Genomic DNA, 18725 nt, shown 5'->3' with positions numbered 1-18725 from the left:
CCTAATAATAATAGCATTTCCTGTCAATAGCTAGTGACAGATATATATTTTTTTAATTACGCTACAACGTAATTGCTTCTATGAACTTTGTTTAGAGGCCAATCAAGGGCAGGCTGCTGTCATGAATGACGGCACTTATTTTAAGCTTACTGCCTTGTACGACCAAACAAAAATCCACGACAACTGTAGAGGCGCTATCTTCACTAAAGCGAGCATTGAACGCCTTCTAATTACTTAACATTACAGCCTACCAAAACATCATCGGTAGGCGTTTTCTGTTGAGTGATGATTTTTAATAGCTTCACAAGAGAAATTAAAGATAGACTTCTATTCTACCAAAGGAATGTATGATTGACAAAATTGCCATTTTACCTATATTTTAAGAAAGCACTTAGGTATTAATACAATACTAGTTCCGAATAACCGTACATAAGCTATCATAAGCCTGTGACTTTTGAAATCATGAAGTACTATTTCCTTTTGTATTGAATTCAAGGCTCATGATGAAATCTCCTTCATATCATTGTAGATTAAAGAGAAAAAGTGTAAAATACTTGTTACAAACTATTAGTACCAAGTGTTATTATTTGGATGAAAGGAGTCCACCTATGTTAAACGGACTTATTATTTTATGTGCCTATCTCATCGGCTCTATACCTTCTGGGTTATGGATTGGCAAAATATTTTACAAAACAGATATTCGCGAGCATGGTAGTGGCAATTTAGGGGCTACCAATACTTTCCGTATATTAGGAAAAAAAGCGGGTTTAGTGGTGACGGTGATGGATGTTTTAAAAGGAACAGCAGCCGTGTTACTAGTGACGCTACCAGTATTTGCTGATGTCACGATCCACTCACTTATTTTAGGGCTTGTTGCGGTCATTGGACATATGTTCCCAATCTTTGCAAATTTCCGTGGCGGTAAAGCGGTTGCTACTTCAGCTGGCGTCCTTCTAGGCTATTCTTGGCCTCTATTCATTTTACTATTCATCACTTTTATCGTAACATTAAAGCTCACGAAAATTGTCAGCCTCACATCCATGATTGCGGCACTCGTCGCATTAATTTATTCGATAATCTATTATTTTGTGACAGGCGACTTTGCATTAGGGATTTTAGTAGCCTTTTTATTTACCTTTATCATTTATCGACACCGAGCAAATATTTCGCGCATTAAAAATGGCACGGAGCCAAAAGTTAAATGGCTTTAAAAATGAAAGGAGTTCTCGCATGAATATCGCACTGACAGCGCAAGCTTTACAATGGTTTAAAAATGAAATGGAAGTCGAAAAAGGTGATTCAATTCGCTTTTATGCTAGATATGGCGGCTCAAGTCCATTTCATGAAGGTTTTTCCCTAGGGATGACACGTGAAGAACCGATTGAGATAGGCGTTCAAACTGTAGTAGACGATGTCACATACTATATTGACGAAAAAGATTTATGGTTTTTTAACGATTATACCTTACACGTTGATGTAGACGAACAACTTCACGAATTAAAGTATGACTATAAAAAATAACACAGTATTTCCTTTCGCTATTGAAAGGAAATGCTGTTTTTTATTTCAAAACTAAACCATCTTAAGTTGACTTGTTTTGGTTTAGCTCTCCGCAAAATTGACCATCCTCATACTAGTCAATCTATACTCTGAGGAGGAATATAAATGCCCGTTTCAGAAAACAACAATACCTCCCAACAGCCATTAACGAATTTACTGCACACTTCGCTTTCAGAAAATATTTTTACAATCAAAGAAGCACTTGGTCATAGTAATGATGTGATTATTCGTGAAATTATTATCGACAAACTTGATTGTTTATCTATCGCCATTATCAACATTGATGGTATTTCTGACAAAACTGTTATTACGGATTTTATACTTGAAAATCTACTGCTTGAAATTGACAACGAACCGGAAAATAAAATTGACAACATAAATGACTATATGAAAAAACATTGTTTAGCGGTAGGTGATGTAAAAGATCTTTTTGATTTTACCGCATTATTTACGTCCATTTTAAATGGTGAGACCGTCATTTTATTAGAAGGGCAATCCGTGGCAATTGGAACAGATACTAAAAACGCAAAAGATCGAGCCGTCACCGAGCCACAAACAGAATCTGTGATTAGAGGGCCCCGCGAATCTTTTACTGAAACATTGCGGACCAACACAGCACTCATTCGTCGCAAAATAAAAAGCCCTAATCTTTGGATAAAATCTCGGGTCATAGGAGAGGTAACCCAAACAGATGTAGCTGTTATGTATATCAATGGCATAGCCAATGACAAAATTGTACAAGAGGTGCTTGACCGACTAGATCGAATTAAAATTGATGGTGTATTAGAAACCGGCTATATTGAGGATTTTATTCAGGACTCGAAATATTCCATATTTCCAATGATTTATAATACAGAACGGCCAGATGTTATTGCCGGTGAATTATTAGAAGGTCGAATTGCGATATTAGTGGATGGAACACCTCTTGTGTTAACCGTCCCTGTCGTATTTACATCCTTTTTACAGGCTGCAGAAGATTATTACCAAAATTGGATTATTAGTTCCCTAATCCGCCTTTTACGTTTTTTTGGTATTTCGCTTGCATTAATTATGCCTTCTTTATATGTGGCTATTACGACCTTTCATCAAGAAATGCTTCCGACGCCAATGCTTATTAGTATCGCTTCACAGCGAGAAGGCGTGCCCTTCCCCGCCGTCGTTGAAGCACTAATTATGGAAGTTGCCTTTGAAATATTGCGAGAGGCAGGTCTACGGATGCCAAGAACGATTGGTCCAGCCGTATCCATTGTCGGTACGTTAGTAATAGGACAAGCTGCCGTGGAAGCTGGCGTAGTATCCGCGGTGATGGTCATTATCGTGGCATTAACAGCCATTTGTAGTTTCCTGTTTCCTTCTTACGGCTTATCAAATACGATTCGTGTCCTACGCTTCCCTCTTATGATATTAGCTGCGATTTTTGGTTTATTTGGGGTGATGTTCGGCATTATGATGATTATCCTTCATTTATGTAGTTTAAGATCTTTTGGTGTACCATATATGAGTCCATTCGGGCCATTAATTGTAAAAGACCAAAAAGATGCGATGGTCTTGTTCCCACGCAGAAAGTTATTGACAAGACCGCGATTGGTTAGTCAAAAAAATAATGTTCGAGAACAACAATATCACGAAAAAAAGAACTAAACATTAAAGTGCAAATGAGGAATCCATCATGTCAAACAGAAAGATGATTTTGTTATTCTTAATCCTCACTTTATTATTGAGTGGTTGCTGGAGTAAGCGAGAATTAAACGAATTAGCAATCGTCGTGGCACTAGGTATCGATAAGGTCGATGAGGATTTTGAAGTTTCCATTCAAGTAGTAGATCCGAGTCAAATTTCTTCAAAGCAACCATCCAGTGGACGCGCACCCGTTGTTACCTACCATGCTAAAGGAAAAAGTGTGTTTGAGGCCATTAGAAGAATGACAACGTTAACACCTCGGAAACCTTATTTTGCTCATTTGCAAATTGTCGTAATAGGTGAAGAATTAGCAGAGGCAGGCTTAAACGAACCACTAGATTTTATTGCAAGAGATCATGAATTTAGAAACGACTTTGATCTTGTAGTATCTCATAAAACAGCGGCAAAAGAAGTGCTGAATGTCTTAACACCCATTGAAAAAATGCCCGCCAATAAATTATTAAATTCGATCAAAGTGTCGGAAAAATCATGGGGCTCAACCTTATCTGTTCGCACAGATGAATTGCTCAACACCCTTAGTGGTAAAGAAAAAAGTGCCGTTTTATCAGCAGTTGAGATACAAGGAGATTTGCAATTAGGGATTGACCAAACCAATGTAGAAAGAATTAAAACACCTGTTATTTTAAAATATGCGGGTATCGCTATGTTTAAAGAGGATAAATTAGTCGGGTTATTATCAGAAGATGACAGTATTTATTTTAATTACTTGAATAACAAAATTAAAAGTACAGTAGAAGTTCTCGCGTGCCCTAAAGGTGGAGAGTTATCCACTGAAATTACGAGTTCGTCCTCCAAAATTAAAGGGACTTTCAAAAATGGTACGCCGCACATCACAATAAAAATTGATGTTACGCAAAATATTGGTGAAGTGAATTGTGCCATTAATTTAACCCAAAACCACACCATTCAACAGATCGACAAAAAGACAGCAGAAAAGATAAAAGCACATACAGAAAAAACTTTAGCTATTATTCAGAAAAATTATAAGCTCGATTTATTAGGTTTTAGCGAGGCACTCCATCGCAGCGATCCGAAAAAGTGGGAAAAGATTCATAAAGAATGGTCAACACTTTATCCAACTGTACCTGTTACGATTCATGTACAGGTCACAACCCAAGGATTAGGAACAATCCAAAACTCATTATTGTACAATTCAAAGGAGTAACTCACGATGTTTATTAGCATGATCGTCATACTTGTTTCGTTGATGATTGCTTATATTATGATTCCCCCATTGTTGAAAAAAGGCGAAAAAAAAACAATATTCGCCTTTTCTATTTTATTGTTTATAGGCGCCATTTTAAATATCGCCATTGGTTTAAAAATAAATATCCCTAGCCCATTAGATTTTATTACATTTATTTTTACACCTATTAGGAAAATGTTATTATCATTTTTTTAATAAGAATGACTAGAAAGGGTAGTGACTAATGGAAAAACAATTACTTAGTGCCAGACAATTTACAATCATTACCCTTCTCCATTCTATCGGGACGGCCATATTAATTGTGCCAGCGAGCATTACAAAGCAGCTTCATCAAGATGCATGGATTGGCGCAACTATTGGCGTCTTATTAAGCTTTTTAATTGTAAAATTGTATACAAGCCTTGGAACTCAAACACCGCACCTTACGTTTGTCGAAGCAAATGGAAAAATTTTAGGTAAATTTTTTGGAACTTTGACCTCTCTAGGGTTTATCACTCTCGCATTTTTTTCAGCTAGTGAATTGTTATATTTTATTGGCATCTTTATGCAAACAGAAGTAATGCCCGAGACACCTACTTTGTCCTTTGCTGTATTATTTACCATTATTCTTGTTTTTGCATCGTTTCTAGGCATTGAAGTGTTTGCACGGTCAGCAGAAATCCTATTTCCTATATTTCTATTTATATTTATTGTATTTCTTGTTTGTATTTCGCCTCAAATTAATATTGAAAATATCCAACCTATTTTTGAAACAAACACAACATCTTTAATAACCGGTATTCTTAAATTTATGAGTATTTTTTCATTCCCGCTCGTTATGTTACTTATGATTTTCCCTTCTGCTGTCAATATACCGAAAGCAGCACAAAAAGGATTTTATTTCGGCACGCTCTGCGGAGGAATTGTATTAATTATCATTATCGCCCTCTCAACACTCGTAATTGGTCCAACGAATACTTCCATTGAGTCATTTCCTAGCTATGCACTGGCTCAACGGATTTCTATAGGCAATTTCTTTCAACGTGTTGAAATTGTTATGGCTGTCATGTGGATTATCTCCATCTATATTCGAACTTTTCTCTATTTTTATGCTTCTGTAATAGGTATAGCACAAATCCTAAATATTAAAGATCCACGACCATTGATTTTGCCATTAGGAATGTGCATGATTGCGTTGTCTCAAATTGTTCATCCGAATATTGTGCATTCTAATAATTATAATCAAAAAATTTGGCCGCTGTATTCAGGCTTATTCACTGTCTTGTTAGCCCTCTTATTACTTGTCATTGCAAAAATGCGAAAGATAAAAAGCAAAACAGCCGGTGATTGTTCAAATCAACAAACTGACCAAAGTACATTGAACTCAAGTGAAACAACATAAAAAATCCAATTTCTCAGTATTTCGATTGAGAAATTGGATTTTTTAAATCTTCACAAAAGCAAATGGAAAGCGACAAATTAGATATGGTATTCAATTTCATCAACAAAATCCCATTCATACGGCGTTTCTTGATAAACATAGTAGTTTAGCCAATTGGAGAATAATAAATGGGTATGTGCTCGCCATGTATTAATAGGTTCTTTAGCAGGGTCATCATTTGGGAAATAGTTAACAGGCACTGCAATGTCGATTCCTTTTGCCACATCGCGACTATATTCATCGGCTAGTGTTGTCGCATCGTATTCTAAGTGCCCAGTAATCATAATATTTTTATTATCTTTTGATTGGACAATAAAAACGCCTGCATCTTCTGAATACGATAGTAAACGTAATTCCGGATGATTGCGTACTTCTTCGATTGAAACAGAAGTATACCGCGAATGTGGTGCTGTAAATAAATCACTAAATCCTCTTACTAAATCGACCGTTAAATCCGTAATCACATGTGAATATACACCCGAACACTTTTCTGGTAATTCAAATTTTCCGATGCCATAGTGATGATATAAGGCAGCCTGTGCACCCCAACAGATATGCAAGACAGATGTGACATTTTTAGCAGACCAATCCATTATCTCTGAGATTTCTTCCCAATAATTCACTTCTTCAAATGCCATTTTTTCCACTGGTGCACCCGTAATAATCATCCCGTCAAAGCGACGATGGCGTATCTCGTTAAATGTTGAATAAAAGAGTTGTAAATGCGATTTACTAACATTTTTAGACTCGTGTGTTGCCGTATTTAAAAATGTTATATTGACTTGTAATGGCGTATTTCCAAGCAATCGAAGTAATTGTAATTCTGTTTTCTCTTTTTCCGGCATTAAATTAAATATTAAAATATTTAACGGACGAATTTGTTGTGTTTTGGCACGATCTTCTTCCATGACGAATATTTTTTCCTCACGTAAATGTTCTCCAGCTGGTAAGTTTTTCGGAATATTAATTGGCATATTGTTGTCCCCTTTTCTTTCATTTTTTTCTCTCTATGTAAATTAAAAAATCCCCCTCATTCCATAAGAGCAAGAATGAGAAGGATAATTATCACGTTCACTCTTATCTCTCAAAGGAAAAATCCTTTGGTGGAATTAGCACCTTTCTAACAATGTTAGAGGTTGCTGAAGCGTCATAGGGCCAAATCCCTCAGCTTCTCTTGATAAGATTATTCAATTAAAAAGAATTGTATCATGAACAATTAAGAATTTCAATAATACATAGAATATTTTGTATTTAAACGAATGGAAGCTTATGAATTGTTAAACACTACTATCAAGTTATATTTTTGACAGCCAGTCCCAATTCTAATAGGCATACACGAAAATTAATGGAACCAATAAATCGTAATGGCAATCATAGAGGTATTATGTTAACATATACCTTTAGTAACAGAGAGGAACGTGAATATTTTGATTAAAATTGAACTCCCAAAACCAGACTTAGTAATTCGTCAACGTGAGCAAGTATTAAAACCAGGGGATGTAGAAATTACGCCTTTCCACGGTTTTATTGATTTCCATAAAATCACTCGCGAAAAAGGTGGCATTTTCTTATTTTATAATGAAAAAAATGAGCTATTATTTGTAGGGAAAGCACGTAAAATTCGCCAACGTATTAAAAAGCATTTTGAAGATAATGTATCACCAATGAAAAAATACCGTGATGAAATTTTCAAAATCGAAGTGTATGAAATTGATGATCCAATGGAACGTGAAATTTACGAAACATATGCGATTAACACATTCCGCGCAAAATATAATCTAGATAAAGTATTTTATTAAGATTCAAGCCGTTAGCATACATGATGCTAACGGTTTTTCTATTCTATAGTGGCAAAAAGAAAAACCCCAAGCGTTGTCACTCGAGGTTTTCATCATTAGAAAAATAGTTTTTCATCTTTAAATTTATGAGCTGTTAGCCAACTGACAATAACAAAGATAATCAATGAAGCTACTATCGGGATGGTCACCGTATGCATACCAAAAATCGTCGGATAAAAGCGATCAATCATAATATATAACGTCATGCCCGTAATCATGGACGCAATCGCCCCGTATTTATTGGCTTTTTTCCAATACAACCCTAGCACAACTGACCAAATAAAGACAGCCTCTAAGCCACCAAATGCAAATAAATTGAGCCAAACAAGTAAATCTGGCGGATTTAACGCAAATACAACGACTGCCAAACCAATCACCGTTGTTACCACGAAGCTAGCACGCTTAATTTCTCGATCATTGGCAGTGGGCTTGATATAGTTTAAATAAATATCCTTTACCACTGTTGAACTAACTAGCATAAGCAACGCATTCACGGTAGACATCGTCGCTGCCATTGGAGCTGCTAACACAATGCCCGCTAAAAACGGCGGCAGCACTTTTAACGTAAGCAACGGCATCACCTTATCACCAATTTCAATGCCAGGAATTACTGGACGGGCTAATACACCAATCAAGTGCATCCCGAACATAATTGTCCCAATAGCAATTGTGCCAATAATAATCGCTAAATGCATACTTTTGGAATCTTTATAGCTCATGGCGCGGACTGCTATTTGAGGAAGCCCTACCACACCAATGCCGATTAAAATCCAAAATGTTGAGACGTACAATGGTGTCAGTTCCCCTTCAGCACCAAATGGTGACACTAGGTTTGGATTTTCCGCAACAAGGGACGTCATAATTTGATCGATGCCACCACCGGCAACGATTGTCCCAATCAGTAAAATTACAGTACCAATCACCATAATGGAACCTTGAACCGTATCCGTTAACGCTACAGCACGGAATCCTCCGATAATCACATAAATTAATACTGAAACAGCAAAAATAAAGAGTGCTGCTGTATAGTTAAGACCTGTTAATGATTCAATTAAGCGCGCGCCCCCGACCCATTGTGCCATCATCGCAGAAAATAAAAAGACAATAATACTAATCGCTGACAATATAACGATGACATGGCTTTTGTAGCGTTCACGTAAAAAATCAATTAATGTAATCGCTTGATAGCGGCGAGCAATAATGGCAAATTTCTTGCCTAGTATCATCAGTACAAAATAGCCTGCTGGCAGTTGAGCCATCGCTAACAAGACCCATCCAAGCCCTTTATTATAAGCAACACCCGGTCCACCGATAAAGCTGCTTGCACTACCATACGTGGCAATCATCGTCATTGCTAGGATAAAGCCGCCCATTTCACGACCGCCAAGAAAATATTCCTGTAAAAATGAATTCGATGAACGAACATGCTTATTCGCCCATATGCCAATCCCAAAAATAATAATTAAAAAAACAAGAAGCGGAAAAATAACTTGCCAATGCATTATTCATCCACCTCCCCGTCATCAAATGGTACCTCTTTAAAAAAGAGCTTTAAGACGAGCCAGATTAATACAATCATAAAACCTGTTCCAGCGATGCAACTATAGAAAAACCACGCTGGGAAACCCAATACATACGAATACGCTGTTGGATCCCCCGAACCTAGACCATAGGCAAAGCCATACCAAATCGCAAAGTTGACAAATACAAGCCCAATGCCAATAAGCGCCTCACGATGCGCAATTTTAAAGCGTTGATCTTTCAAAATAGAATCCCCCTAACCTACTCTATTTTACTGTGATGTAGGACTAATGGGAAGCATTGTGAGAAAAGTAGATAAAAAAAGCAAAAGTTAGCGAACAATCCCTATCAACTGGGTATCTTACAAGGCTCCAATCCAAATACGCTTTCTGCCTTTTCGGACGATTGTTGTGATTTTTGTGGCGATTTCCCCCATCTTATTGGCGGTGTCGGCGTCTTTCGTGGCGATTTCGCACACCTTACCTATCTTCAAGAGCTTTTTAATTGCAATTGAAGCGCTTTTTTATCAATTTTCCCAACAATCGTTTTTGGTAATTCATCAATCATAATAATTTTTTTCGGGATTTTATAGTGACCTAAATAGCTTCGACACAGGTTTTCTACTTCGTCTACTAACGTATCTGACTTATGATGGCAGACAATAAATGCTGTGACAATTTCGCCCCAATAATTATCTGGTGCTCCAATGACTGCCGCTTCTTTTACGAGCTGATGACGAAGTATGCATTGCTCCACTTCTTGCGGATAGACGTTCTCCCCACCACTAATAATCATGTCTTTCCTACGACCGACGATATAAAAATACCCTTCTTCATCCATTGTCGCTAAATCACCAGTCCTTAACCAGCCATCTCGTATCGTATTGTCGGTTTCCTGCTGATTATTCCAATAAAATCGAAACATATGCTTGCCTCTAACGAACAGTTCGCCTACTTCATGGGCAGCGCAGCTTTCACCCGCTTGATTGATAATTTTCGCCTCATTAAATTGCATACTTTTACCCACTGCCCCCTTTTTGACATAGGCTTCTTCACGTGAGATATAAAAATTGTTCGGTCCAGCCTCTGTTAAGCCATAACCTTCTTTAAAAAAAAGTCCCTTTTTAAAAAACGCATCATATATCGGAAGTGGGCACGGTGCGCCGCCAGATAAAAACACTTTTACAGTGGGAAAACTACTTTTGTGAAAATAGTTTGTCGTTATCATGGCTTGATACATCGTTGGGACAAAAAGCGAAATCGTTGTCTTATAGAAATTAATTGCTTTGAGTGCTGTTTCCGCTTCAAACTTATCACCGATAACAACCGTCCCACCCGCCATTAACAATGGAATGGATAGTGCGTTAAGCCCACCCGTATGAAACATGGGCATATAGTTTAACGTACAATCGTCTTCACATAACCCCCAACTAATAATTGTATTAATTGCATTCCAATTTACAGAATTGAAAGACAACACTACCCCCTTTGCTTTGCCAGTTGTGCCACCTGTATAAATCATTAGCCAAGGTTCATTTAAATCCAGTTCTATTGAGCTCGCAATAGTCGCTGACGGCAGAACTTGTTGAATAGGGTACATCGTTGCAAGTTGTAAAGGGCATGGTATTCCTTGGTCATATAAAAGTAAAGAAGGTGTAGCATCTGCAACAATTTCATTTAACTCCTCTGCACTTAAGCGCCAGTTTAAAGGAACATAAATCAGCCCCCGTAATCCACAAGCAAATAATATAGCAAATAAGTGACTATTATTTCGAGAAAAAACCGCTACTCGGCTACCTGATTGTAATCCTTGAACTTCAAAAAAATGGCTCCATTTGGCGATTTCAAGTGTTAATTGCCGATAAGTCCATTGTTCATTTGTTTCTAAGTTCACTAATGCTGGCCGATTCGGTGTTAAAGATGCACGATTTAAAATCCAAGCTTGCTCTGCAAACATCTTGAACTCCTCCTTTATCACATCATAATAGCGCCATCCACATGGAGTGTATGACCGTGGACATAGGAAGCCTCTTCAGATGCTAAAAATAAATAAGCATTAGCAATATCCCTAGGTGTACCTAATCGTTGAAGTGGCACGATTGCACGCATTTTTTCCAGTACCGTTTCAGGCATCTTTTTGACCATTTCAGTTTCTGTAAATCCAGGTGCCACCGCATTTACATTGATGCCTTTACGCCCTAACTCTTTTGCCCATGTTTTTGTCATACCTACAATCGCCGCCTTTGAAGCAGCATAATTTGTTTGCCCTACATTTCCATATACACCACTTACCGAGGAGGTATTAATAATTTTTCCGTATCCAGCAGCTATCATATGAACACTAACTTCTTGCGTGCAGTGGAAAACCCCTGACAAGTTGACATCAAGTACTTGTTGAAATTGGTCTTCTGTCATTTTTGACAACATGGCATCGCGTGTTATTCCTGCATTATTTACTAAAATATCAATGCGACCAGCTTGCTCGATCACAGTTGTCACAAGCTTTTTCACACTCTCTCTATCTGCTACGTTAACCTGCACGAATATAGCTTTTTCACCTAGTTGATTGGCTGCCATTTTTCCCGCATTGTCATCAAAATCCGCAAGATATACAACGGCTCCTTCTTCTATGAATCGTTCTGCTGCAGCAAATCCTATCCCGTTTGCCGCCCCTGTAATAATGGCTACTTTATTGTTTAAGCGCATTGATTTTCCCTCCAAATTGTAAAAATGTTTCAATTTCAAATAGCAGTTGTTGTAAATCATCGATTAGCGGAGAATGCCCACAATTTTTTAAACTAACAAATTGTGCATGCTTTGCTAAATCGCCCATTGTTTCCTCATTCATTTGCTCCGTAATCACTAAGTCACGGTCTCCTCTTAACACTAAAATCGGAATGTTTAGTTGTTGTACTTCATTCGTCCCTTTCGCCACTTCATTATCTACTGCACTTAAATTAAAAGTATTTAACGCGTGGTAAACTTCGGCTAAATTTCTTTGTGTGAGCATATCGGCTACATAGGCATCATAGTGTTCAGGGTCGGGCTGACGATGGGTATAAATGAATGTATCCCAAATCGACTTCAGACCTTGGCTATTTTTTGTATCGTAGAAACCTTGTACCGTCTTTGTTTTCGACGTATCCATCAGTACTTCTTGATACGTGGCAGCTCTTTTGAATGCGGCTGGAATGCCCGTACCGAAATCACTATAAAATGGATACCCCCTTGTCGAAGCGGAAGCTAATAAAATCAGCCGTTGACAATAACCCGGATAATTTGCAACAAACTGCATGCATACTGCTCCGCCTGTGGACCAGCCAATCATGTCAAAATGGTCTAAGTCAATGGCATCCACAAATAGTTTGACATCATCACTAAAATCTTGAATAGCGCGAATAGGTTGATGATAAGATGAACCTCCAAAACCTCTTAAATCAATGGCATAAATCGTGTAGTTTGTATCTAGAGATTCCAACAGCACATCCCAATGTTTGGAGGAGGTCATATTACCATGAATACACAATAACGTTTGGTTACCTCCATCCCGCTTACGATAAGCCATTGTTTCCCCATTTTTTAGTTGAACCGTTTGTAACATCGTGCTTCCTCCCTATCCCCAGCGAATTGTTATAGCTCCCCATACATAGCCGATACCCGCACTAACAAGCGTGACAATGTCCCCATCCACAATACGCTTTTGCTCTAACGCAAGCTGTAATGATAATATTTGATCAATTTGTCCAATATGACCATAGTCTTGAAGATAAATGGATTGTTCCTCTTTCAAACCCAGTTCTGATAGGATATATGCGTGCGCAGAGCGCTTCATATGAAGCATGGCGATGTAGCGAATATGTTCTTCTTTTAATCCACTTTTCGCTAAAGATGTACGAATGACCTTTAAAAAATTATTTAAAGATTTTTGCTCAAGCCGTTCTTTCATACCGACTGGATCTAAAACATCTAATTGGTACAAGTTATTCGCTAAATCTTCTGGTGTCAGAGGCTTTTTAGTGCCTCCAACGGGGACAACAACATCCTCTGAAAAAGAACCATCTGTCATAATATCCGCCTCTAATAAATGGTTGTGCTTGTAATTTTTTTGTAAAACAATAGCACCCCCGCCAGCGCCCAAATTATACATAAAGCGTGTTCTCGGATTGCGATAATCGATAAAATCAACATTTCGATATCCTCCTGCAAGTAACACGGTGTGAATGCTGTCATCAGATTCCATTAAGCTTTTCGCTAACTTTAGTGCCATAATCGTCGTCCCACAGCGTAACTGCACATCGAATGCCCAAGCATTGACGGCACCAAGCTCTTCTTGCATTTTGATGGAAGCCGTCCAAAGTGGATATTCCTTATGTTCTTCCCCTATATACATCACGACATCAATTGTTTTAGGTTCAATCCCTGCTTTTTGTATAGCCTCTTGTGCAGCCCAAATGCCCATTTGCACCGTATGATCTTGTTCATCAGGAATTGGTTTTTCGTGTATACCCAATTTATGTCGAATAATGTGCTCAGGAATCATCGAACGCGCTGCAATTTCGGTTGCGGTCATTTTCCTTTTGGGCATATAGATTCCTGTACTGACAATACCTACAGTCATTCAAACCCCTCCTTTTCATGTGACAGGGCAGGTGGTGTTTTCCTTTTTGCTTTAAGCTTCCTTCTCCAATTCCAAATCATAAAACGGATGGAGCCTATAATCCCTTTTGGGAAAAAGATGACGGCTAAAATATAGAGAATGCCAAAGAAAATAATCCAACGTTCAAAAATTGGATAATCTCTCGCCATGCCTGAAAGTGTATGTTGTGCATACTCAATCACGGCAGCACCAAGCAATGGTCCAACTAATGTACCGACGCCTCCAATAATCGTCATTAATAATGCATCTAGCGTGATGTCCATCGTCATAACACTTGTATTAACAAATCGTAATGACAGCGCATAAAGTGAACCCGCTAAGCTAGCTACCGTCCCAGCTATAATTGATGCGATTACTTTATAATGTAAGGTCTGAAATCCTAATGATTTTGTTCTTTGCTCATTTTCGCGCACCGCGATTAAAATACGCCCGGTTGGTGACTGTACGAAGCGATAGAGCGTAATAAATACAACTACTAAACATGCGAGTACAAAGAAATAAAAGGTTATACGATCTTTAAACATTTCTGGCGCTCTAAATGTAAACCCGTCATTGCCATATGTAATGGAACGCCATTTTTCAGCAACAACTAAAAACAATCCAGAAAAAGCGAGTGTGAGCATCGCAAAAAAGTGACTTTTTAAACGCAAAGTTAGTAATCCAACAACAAAACTAACAATGCCTGCTAAAAACATCCCTACAACAATGGACAATAAAAAGATAGAAAGTGTCGTATCGACTTGCTTCAGCATGACTGCTGTTGTATAAGCACCTATTCCAAAGAACATGGCGTGCCCAAACGATACTATCCCTGTATAACCAAGCAAAATATCATAGCTCATTGCTAAAATACCAAAGATAAAAATTTGCGTTAATAAGATAATCAATGTCCTTGAATCATTGACGAATGGCAGAAGTACGAGGATGGCTAACATAAGAATAAAACTAAGATGCTTCCACGTCAGCTTTTTCATCATGTCGATCGCTCCTTCCCGATTGTAAATAAGCCTTGTGGTCGGAAAATTAGCACGATGGCCATGAGGATCATATTGACAGCAAGTGATAACACCGGTACATAATAAGCCATAAAACTACCAGCAAGCCCTACTAAAATTGCAGCGAGCAGCGAGCCTGAAAAACTTCCCATGCCTCCTATCACAACAACGATAAAGCCTAATATTGCATATTCCATCCCCATCTCGGCATAAATAACACCCGAATATGGTGCCATTAACATACCGCTCAATGCGGCTAAAGCAGCACCTACCATAAAGACATATAAGAATACTTGTTTAATATGAATACCAAGTGCTTGCGCCATTTCTTTATCCTGTACACCTGCTCGTACAATTAGCCCAATCTTTGTTCGCTTCAGCATGTATTGGAAAATCCCGAAAATCACAAAACCTACTACAATAATAAATAATCGATATTTAATTATAATGACATCGCCAAATTCCCAACTCCCTGCTAAATAGCTAGGCGTTTTCACGGACACACCATTTGGGCCAAACACGACCTTAATCATTTCTTGTAATACAAGCATTAACCCTAAAGTGATTAATATTTGTTGAATATGATTACCATATACTGGTGTAATAATAAACTTTTCTGTTAATAAACCTAAAATGGCACCTGCAACAAGCGCTCCAATAATGCCAATTAAGAAACTTTCTGTGTACATATACGTAAATATCCCTGCATAAGCACCCCAGACAAATAATCCACCATGTGCAAAATTCAAAACATCCATTAGCCCAAAAATTAATGTCAGCCCTGCTGCAAGCAAAAAGATTAACATGCCTGTAGCCAGCCCGTTAATAACCAAATTTACAATTAGCTCCAATAAACTACACCTCCTTTATCCAATGCCAAGATATTTACGCTTCAACTCTTCATTTTGAATAAGCTCTTTCATGTTTCCTGAATGTACTGTTTTACCATCATCAATTAATGTATACGTATCGCCAATTCGACTGGCCATCATAAAGTTTTGCTCCACAAGGACAATGGATGTTTGCTTCTTCATTTCAACAATGGCTTCCATCACTTTCTCCACAACAATTGGCGCAAGCCCTTTAGAAGGCTCGTCAATCAAAATCAATTGACTATCATTGATAAATGCTCTTGCCATTGATAGCATTTGTTTTTGACCACCAGAAAGATGGCCACCAGCTTTTTTCCAAAATTTCTTTAAATCCGGAAAAAGCTCTAGTACATATTGCTGTCGCTCCATAGCAGCCGTATTCTCTTTGCGCATCGCCACTTTCATATTTTCTTCTACCGTTAAATCGGAAAAGATTCCTTGGTTTTCGGGTACATAGCCAATACCTAATTTCGCCACTTTATGGGTTGGGCTTTTTTTTATCGATTGCATTTGAAATTGAACATCGCCTTGTGAAGCGGGTGTCAAGCCCATAATCGTTTTTAATGTGGTTGTTTTCCCCGCGCCGTTTCTCCCTAGCAGAACACTGACCTGCCCTGCCATCGCCTCAAAATTCACACCCTGCAAAATATGGTATTGCCCAATATGCGTATGAACATCATGTAATTTCAGTAAGGTGTTCATCATACAGACCTCCTAAATAAGCATTTTGTACGGTTTCATTTTGCATAATGGCATCTGGTGTTCCATCGGCAAGAAGCTGACCATTAAATAACACCATAATGGAATCAGACAAATCCAAAATCATATCCATCTTGTGTTCAATTAACAGAATGGTTTTATCCCCTTTATGTTTAATTGTTCGAATTACTTCTAAAATAGCTGGTACTTCTTCTAATGACATACCGGCAGTAGGCTCATCTAGCAGTAAAATTTCCGTATCCAGTGCAAGCAACATCGCAATTTCTAATTTGCGTTTTTCCCCATGCGACAGCATCGTTGTCAACGCATCTCTTTTGTTATGGAGTAAAACAAGCGTCAATAGCTCTTCCGCTTTTTCTGTAATTGCTTGATAACTTTTAAAATGACGAAACATTTGATAACGTATTTTTTCTTTAGATTGCACAGCTAGTCGCACATTTTCTAACACTGTTAAATTTGGAAAAACATTAGTAATTTGAAATGAACGGCCTAGCCCCATACGTGTTCTTTCAACCGAAGATGCTTGCGCAAGCGACTGTCCTTTAAAATACACATCACCAGCAGTGGGTTTTAACTCTCCACTAATTAGATTAAAGAATGTCGTCTTGCCTGCCCCATTCGGACCTATAATGGATTTCAAATGTTTTTCTGGCATCGTAAAGTTCACGTGATCGACCGCAATATGACCACCAAATCGAATCGTTAAATTTTCTGTTCGCAAAATAGGTTCCATATTAATCTCCTTTCCAATGTTTCTATTGCTCTTCACCTGCTCTTCCAAAGAAGAGATGAAGAGAGACAGAATGACATTGTTTTTCTGTCTCTCCAAGTAAAGGAAGGATCGTCTAATTCGAAATCGGTGGTGCCGTTTCCTCAGGACTAAGCTCACGAATTAGCACGGGCACTGGATAGTCAACACCCTCTTGTTGTTCTAAACGAATCGAATACATCGACTGTAAGGCTTGATGATCTTCTTTTCGGAAAGTCATTGTGCCTTTTGGCGTTTCAAATGACATTCCTTCCATAATGCCAATTAGTTTCTTTCCGTCCGCGTCCCCTTGCGATTTTTTCAACGCTTCTACAATCGAAATCGCGGCAGACATCCCACCAGGTGTAAATAAATCTGGCACTTCATCAAAGCGTTTTTGATGCTCCTCAACTAACCATTGATTCACATCATTTTGTGGCAACGTATGATAGTACACCGAGAACCCTTCCATTCCTATTAGCGGATTCATAAACTTTAGGGCAATAATATCTGGCGCGCCTGTAGAAATTTTAATGCCTTTCTCTTGAATTTTAAGATCGGCAATTTGATTCCAAGGCGAGTTAGCCCCAGCCCACACAACAAATAAATAATCCGGCTTGGCATCAATCACTTTTTGCAAATTAGATGTAAAATCCGTTGCTGCTGGATCGGCATATTCTTCTAAAACAATGTCTGCACCTAGTTTTTCCGCCGCTGTTTTAAATGCTTTTACCCCATCCCAGCCGAATGAGTAATCAGGAGCAAATGTTGCAATTTTAACGCCCTTGTTAGCGATAGCAGCCGCTGCAGCATATGCATCTTGTGAGGAGTTTCGCCCTGTACGGAATATATAGTCATTAAATTCTGCACCAGTAATACTATCAGCTACTGCTGGTTCAACGACCATAATTTTTTCGTATTCCTCTGCTAATGGCAGGACAGCGAGCGTATCACCAGAGCTAGATGAACCAACTAAAAAATCGACTTTATCATCTTCTAGCAGTTTGGTAGCCTTTTGTACGGCTACTTCGGGTTTCGTTTCTGTATCTTCATAGACAATTTCTATTTTTTTACCGTTTACCTCCATGCTACCGTTTGTTGCATATTCGATACCTAAGTCAAACCCACGCTGTGTTTGCTTTCCGTACGATTCTAAAGCACCTGTCAATGACGCCAGTACTCCGATTTTAATCGTGCCGCCTTGTTCTCCTTCCGCTTCCTTGGAAGCAGAACTGTCAGTGGAGCTTTCTTTTGCTCCTTCCCCATTACAAGCTGCTATCAACAAAGTCAAAACGGCTAACAGTAACACTAACCAATACTTTTTCATCCCAAAACCCCTTTCATTGTGAACTATAGAAAGCGCTTTCTTCGCCATGCATTTACTATATAAAAGTCCAGTTACAAATCAGTTACAAATTTGGGATATTAATTTAAAGAAAATAAAAAATGAGTTTGGCTCATGACCAAACTCATTCAAGTAATGTCTA

The 18725-nt window shown here is 38.3% G+C and carries 19 protein-coding genes and 1 riboswitch; of the genes, 7 read left to right on the top strand and 12 right to left on the bottom strand.

All coding sequences use genetic code 11. The features are described 5' to 3' along the window. The first annotated feature begins 608 nt into the window (after nt 1-608). The 6 genes from plsY (at nt 609) to T479_RS10145 (ending at nt 5849) form a co-directional block, all read left to right on the top strand. On the top strand, nt 609-1211 hold the full coding sequence (plsY, locus tag T479_RS10170; RefSeq protein WP_024361785.1) for a glycerol-3-phosphate 1-O-acyltransferase PlsY: 603 nt from the start codon (nt 609-611) through the stop codon (nt 1209-1211). A 19-nt stretch (nt 1212-1230) separates the two neighbouring features. Continuing rightward, nucleotides 1231-1521: a HesB/YadR/YfhF family protein gene (locus T479_RS10165; RefSeq protein WP_024361786.1), complete on the top strand. Its 291-nt coding sequence runs from the start codon at nt 1231-1233 to the stop codon at nt 1519-1521. A 144-nt stretch (nt 1522-1665) separates the two neighbouring features. Beyond that, nucleotides 1666-3201, top strand: a complete 1536-nt coding sequence (locus T479_RS10160) for a spore germination protein (RefSeq protein WP_025219467.1) — start codon at nt 1666-1668, stop codon at nt 3199-3201. A 28-nt stretch (nt 3202-3229) separates the two neighbouring features. Further along, nucleotides 3230-4426, top strand: coding sequence for a Ger(x)C family spore germination protein (locus T479_RS10155; protein ID WP_024361788.1), 1197 nt, complete (start codon nt 3230-3232; stop codon nt 4424-4426). Nucleotides 4427-4432: 6 nt separating this feature from the next. Then, nucleotides 4433-4663 carry a hypothetical protein gene (locus T479_RS10150; RefSeq protein ID WP_024361789.1) on the top strand — a complete coding sequence of 77 codons (231 nt, stop codon included), beginning with the start codon at nt 4433-4435 and terminating at the stop codon, nt 4661-4663. A gap of 28 nt (nt 4664-4691) precedes the next feature. Then, nucleotides 4692-5849, top strand: coding sequence for a GerAB/ArcD/ProY family transporter (locus T479_RS10145; RefSeq protein WP_025219466.1), 1158 nt, complete (start codon nt 4692-4694; stop codon nt 5847-5849). 77 nt (nt 5850-5926) lie between these two features. Here T479_RS10145 and metA read toward each other — a convergent pair whose 3' ends face one another. Next, nucleotides 5927-6862 (bottom strand): homoserine O-acetyltransferase MetA, encoded by a 936-nt coding sequence (gene metA / locus T479_RS10140; RefSeq protein ID WP_024361791.1) that lies wholly within the window; start codon nt 6860-6862, stop codon nt 5927-5929. Between the two features lie 100 nt (nt 6863-6962). Further along, a riboswitch (SAM riboswitch) is annotated at nt 6963-7072 on the bottom strand. Between the two features lie 243 nt (nt 7073-7315). Here metA and T479_RS10135 point away from each other — a divergent pair. Further along, the gene (locus T479_RS10135; protein ID WP_024361792.1) at nt 7316-7687 is read left to right on the top strand and encodes a nucleotide excision repair endonuclease; all 372 of its coding nucleotides are present in this window, start codon (nt 7316-7318) and stop codon (nt 7685-7687) included. Nucleotides 7688-7782: 95 nt separating this feature from the next. On the opposite strand, the gene panF is transcribed toward T479_RS10135, so the two are convergent. The 11 genes from panF to T479_RS10080 all read right to left on the bottom strand — a co-directional run bounded on the left by panF (nt 7783) and on the right by T479_RS10080 (nt 18565). Next, on the bottom strand, nt 7783-9228 hold the full coding sequence (gene panF, locus T479_RS10130) for a sodium/pantothenate symporter (protein WP_025219465.1): 1446 nt from the start codon (nt 9226-9228) through the stop codon (nt 7783-7785). Then, nucleotides 9228-9491 carry a YhdT family protein gene (locus T479_RS10125; RefSeq protein WP_024361794.1) on the bottom strand — a complete coding sequence of 88 codons (264 nt, stop codon included), beginning with the start codon at nt 9489-9491 and terminating at the stop codon, nt 9228-9230. Before T479_RS10125 ends, panF begins: the two co-directional genes overlap by 1 nt. Nucleotides 9492-9736: 245 nt before the next feature. After that, nucleotides 9737-11203: a class I adenylate-forming enzyme family protein gene (locus T479_RS10120; RefSeq protein ID WP_025219464.1), complete on the bottom strand. Its 1467-nt coding sequence runs from the start codon at nt 11201-11203 to the stop codon at nt 9737-9739. A 17-nt stretch (nt 11204-11220) separates the two neighbouring features. Next, on the bottom strand, nt 11221-11952 hold the full coding sequence (fabG, locus tag T479_RS10115; protein ID WP_025219463.1) for a 3-oxoacyl-ACP reductase FabG: 732 nt from the start codon (nt 11950-11952) through the stop codon (nt 11221-11223). Then, nucleotides 11936-12847, bottom strand: a complete 912-nt coding sequence (phaZ, locus tag T479_RS10110; protein ID WP_025219462.1) for an intracellular short-chain-length polyhydroxyalkanoate depolymerase — start codon at nt 12845-12847, stop codon at nt 11936-11938. Before phaZ ends, fabG begins: the two co-directional genes overlap by 17 nt. 12 nt (nt 12848-12859) lie before the next feature. After that, on the bottom strand, nt 12860-13864 hold the full coding sequence (locus T479_RS10105) for a 3-oxoacyl-ACP synthase (protein WP_024361798.1): 1005 nt from the start codon (nt 13862-13864) through the stop codon (nt 12860-12862). Then, complete coding sequence (locus tag T479_RS10100) at nt 13861-14880, bottom strand: branched-chain amino acid ABC transporter permease (RefSeq protein ID WP_025219461.1); 1020 nt, start codon at nt 14878-14880, stop codon at nt 13861-13863. Before T479_RS10100 ends, T479_RS10105 begins: the two co-directional genes overlap by 4 nt. Then, nucleotides 14877-15749 carry a branched-chain amino acid ABC transporter permease gene (locus tag T479_RS10095; protein WP_025219460.1) on the bottom strand — a complete coding sequence of 291 codons (873 nt, stop codon included), beginning with the start codon at nt 15747-15749 and terminating at the stop codon, nt 14877-14879. The genes T479_RS10100 and T479_RS10095 overlap by 4 nt, the downstream gene beginning before the upstream one ends. Before the next feature lie 15 nt (nt 15750-15764). Beyond that, entirely contained in the window at nt 15765-16472 is a 708-nt protein-coding gene (locus tag T479_RS10090) for an ABC transporter ATP-binding protein (RefSeq protein ID WP_024361801.1), read from the bottom strand. Continuing rightward, a complete protein-coding gene (locus T479_RS10085; RefSeq protein ID WP_025219459.1) occupies nt 16447-17223 on the bottom strand; it encodes an ABC transporter ATP-binding protein in 777 nt (258 codons plus the stop codon). The genes T479_RS10090 and T479_RS10085 overlap by 26 nt, the downstream gene beginning before the upstream one ends. A 112-nt stretch (nt 17224-17335) precedes the next feature. Beyond that, on the bottom strand, nt 17336-18565 hold the full coding sequence (locus T479_RS10080) for a substrate-binding domain-containing protein (RefSeq protein ID WP_025219458.1): 1230 nt from the start codon (nt 18563-18565) through the stop codon (nt 17336-17338). Nucleotides 18566-18725 lie beyond the last annotated feature (160 nt).

The sequence above is a fragment of the Lysinibacillus sphaericus genome, assembly GCF_000600105.1.
Taxonomy (GTDB): Bacteria; Bacillota; Bacilli; order Bacillales_A; family Planococcaceae; genus Lysinibacillus; species Lysinibacillus sphaericus.
Note: the sequence above shows the minus strand (reverse complement) of the source record. Positions and strands in the feature narration are given on the sequence as shown.

Coding starts and splice junctions, on each gene's coding strand:
- plsY (WP_024361785.1), top strand. CDS start 609: ATGTTAAACGGACTTATTATTTTATGTGCCTATCTCATCGGCTCTATA.
- T479_RS10165 (WP_024361786.1), top strand. CDS start 1,231: ATGAATATCGCACTGACAGCGCAAGCTTTACAATGGTTTAAAAATGAA.
- T479_RS10160 (WP_025219467.1), top strand. CDS start 1,666: ATGCCCGTTTCAGAAAACAACAATACCTCCCAACAGCCATTAACGAAT.
- T479_RS10155 (WP_024361788.1), top strand. CDS start 3,230: ATGTCAAACAGAAAGATGATTTTGTTATTCTTAATCCTCACTTTATTA.
- T479_RS10150 (WP_024361789.1), top strand. CDS start 4,433: ATGTTTATTAGCATGATCGTCATACTTGTTTCGTTGATGATTGCTTAT.
- T479_RS10145 (WP_025219466.1), top strand. CDS start 4,692: ATGGAAAAACAATTACTTAGTGCCAGACAATTTACAATCATTACCCTT.
- metA (WP_024361791.1), bottom strand. CDS start 6,862: ATGCCAATTAATATTCCGAAAAACTTACCAGCTGGAGAACATTTACGT.
- panF (WP_025219465.1), bottom strand. CDS start 9,228: ATGCATTGGCAAGTTATTTTTCCGCTTCTTGTTTTTTTAATTATTATT.
- T479_RS10120 (WP_025219464.1), bottom strand. CDS start 11,203: ATGTTTGCAGAGCAAGCTTGGATTTTAAATCGTGCATCTTTAACACCG.
- fabG (WP_025219463.1), bottom strand. CDS start 11,952: ATGCGCTTAAACAATAAAGTAGCCATTATTACAGGGGCGGCAAACGGG.
- phaZ (WP_025219462.1), bottom strand. CDS start 12,847: ATGTTACAAACGGTTCAACTAAAAAATGGGGAAACAATGGCTTATCGT.
- T479_RS10105 (WP_024361798.1), bottom strand. CDS start 13,864: ATGACTGTAGGTATTGTCAGTACAGGAATCTATATGCCCAAAAGGAAA.
- T479_RS10100 (WP_025219461.1), bottom strand. CDS start 14,880: ATGATGAAAAAGCTGACGTGGAAGCATCTTAGTTTTATTCTTATGTTA.
- T479_RS10090 (WP_024361801.1), bottom strand. CDS start 16,472: ATGAACACCTTACTGAAATTACATGATGTTCATACGCATATTGGGCAA.
- T479_RS10085 (WP_025219459.1), bottom strand. CDS start 17,223: ATGGAACCTATTTTGCGAACAGAAAATTTAACGATTCGATTTGGTGGT.
- T479_RS10080 (WP_025219458.1), bottom strand. CDS start 18,565: ATGAAAAAGTATTGGTTAGTGTTACTGTTAGCCGTTTTGACTTTGTTG.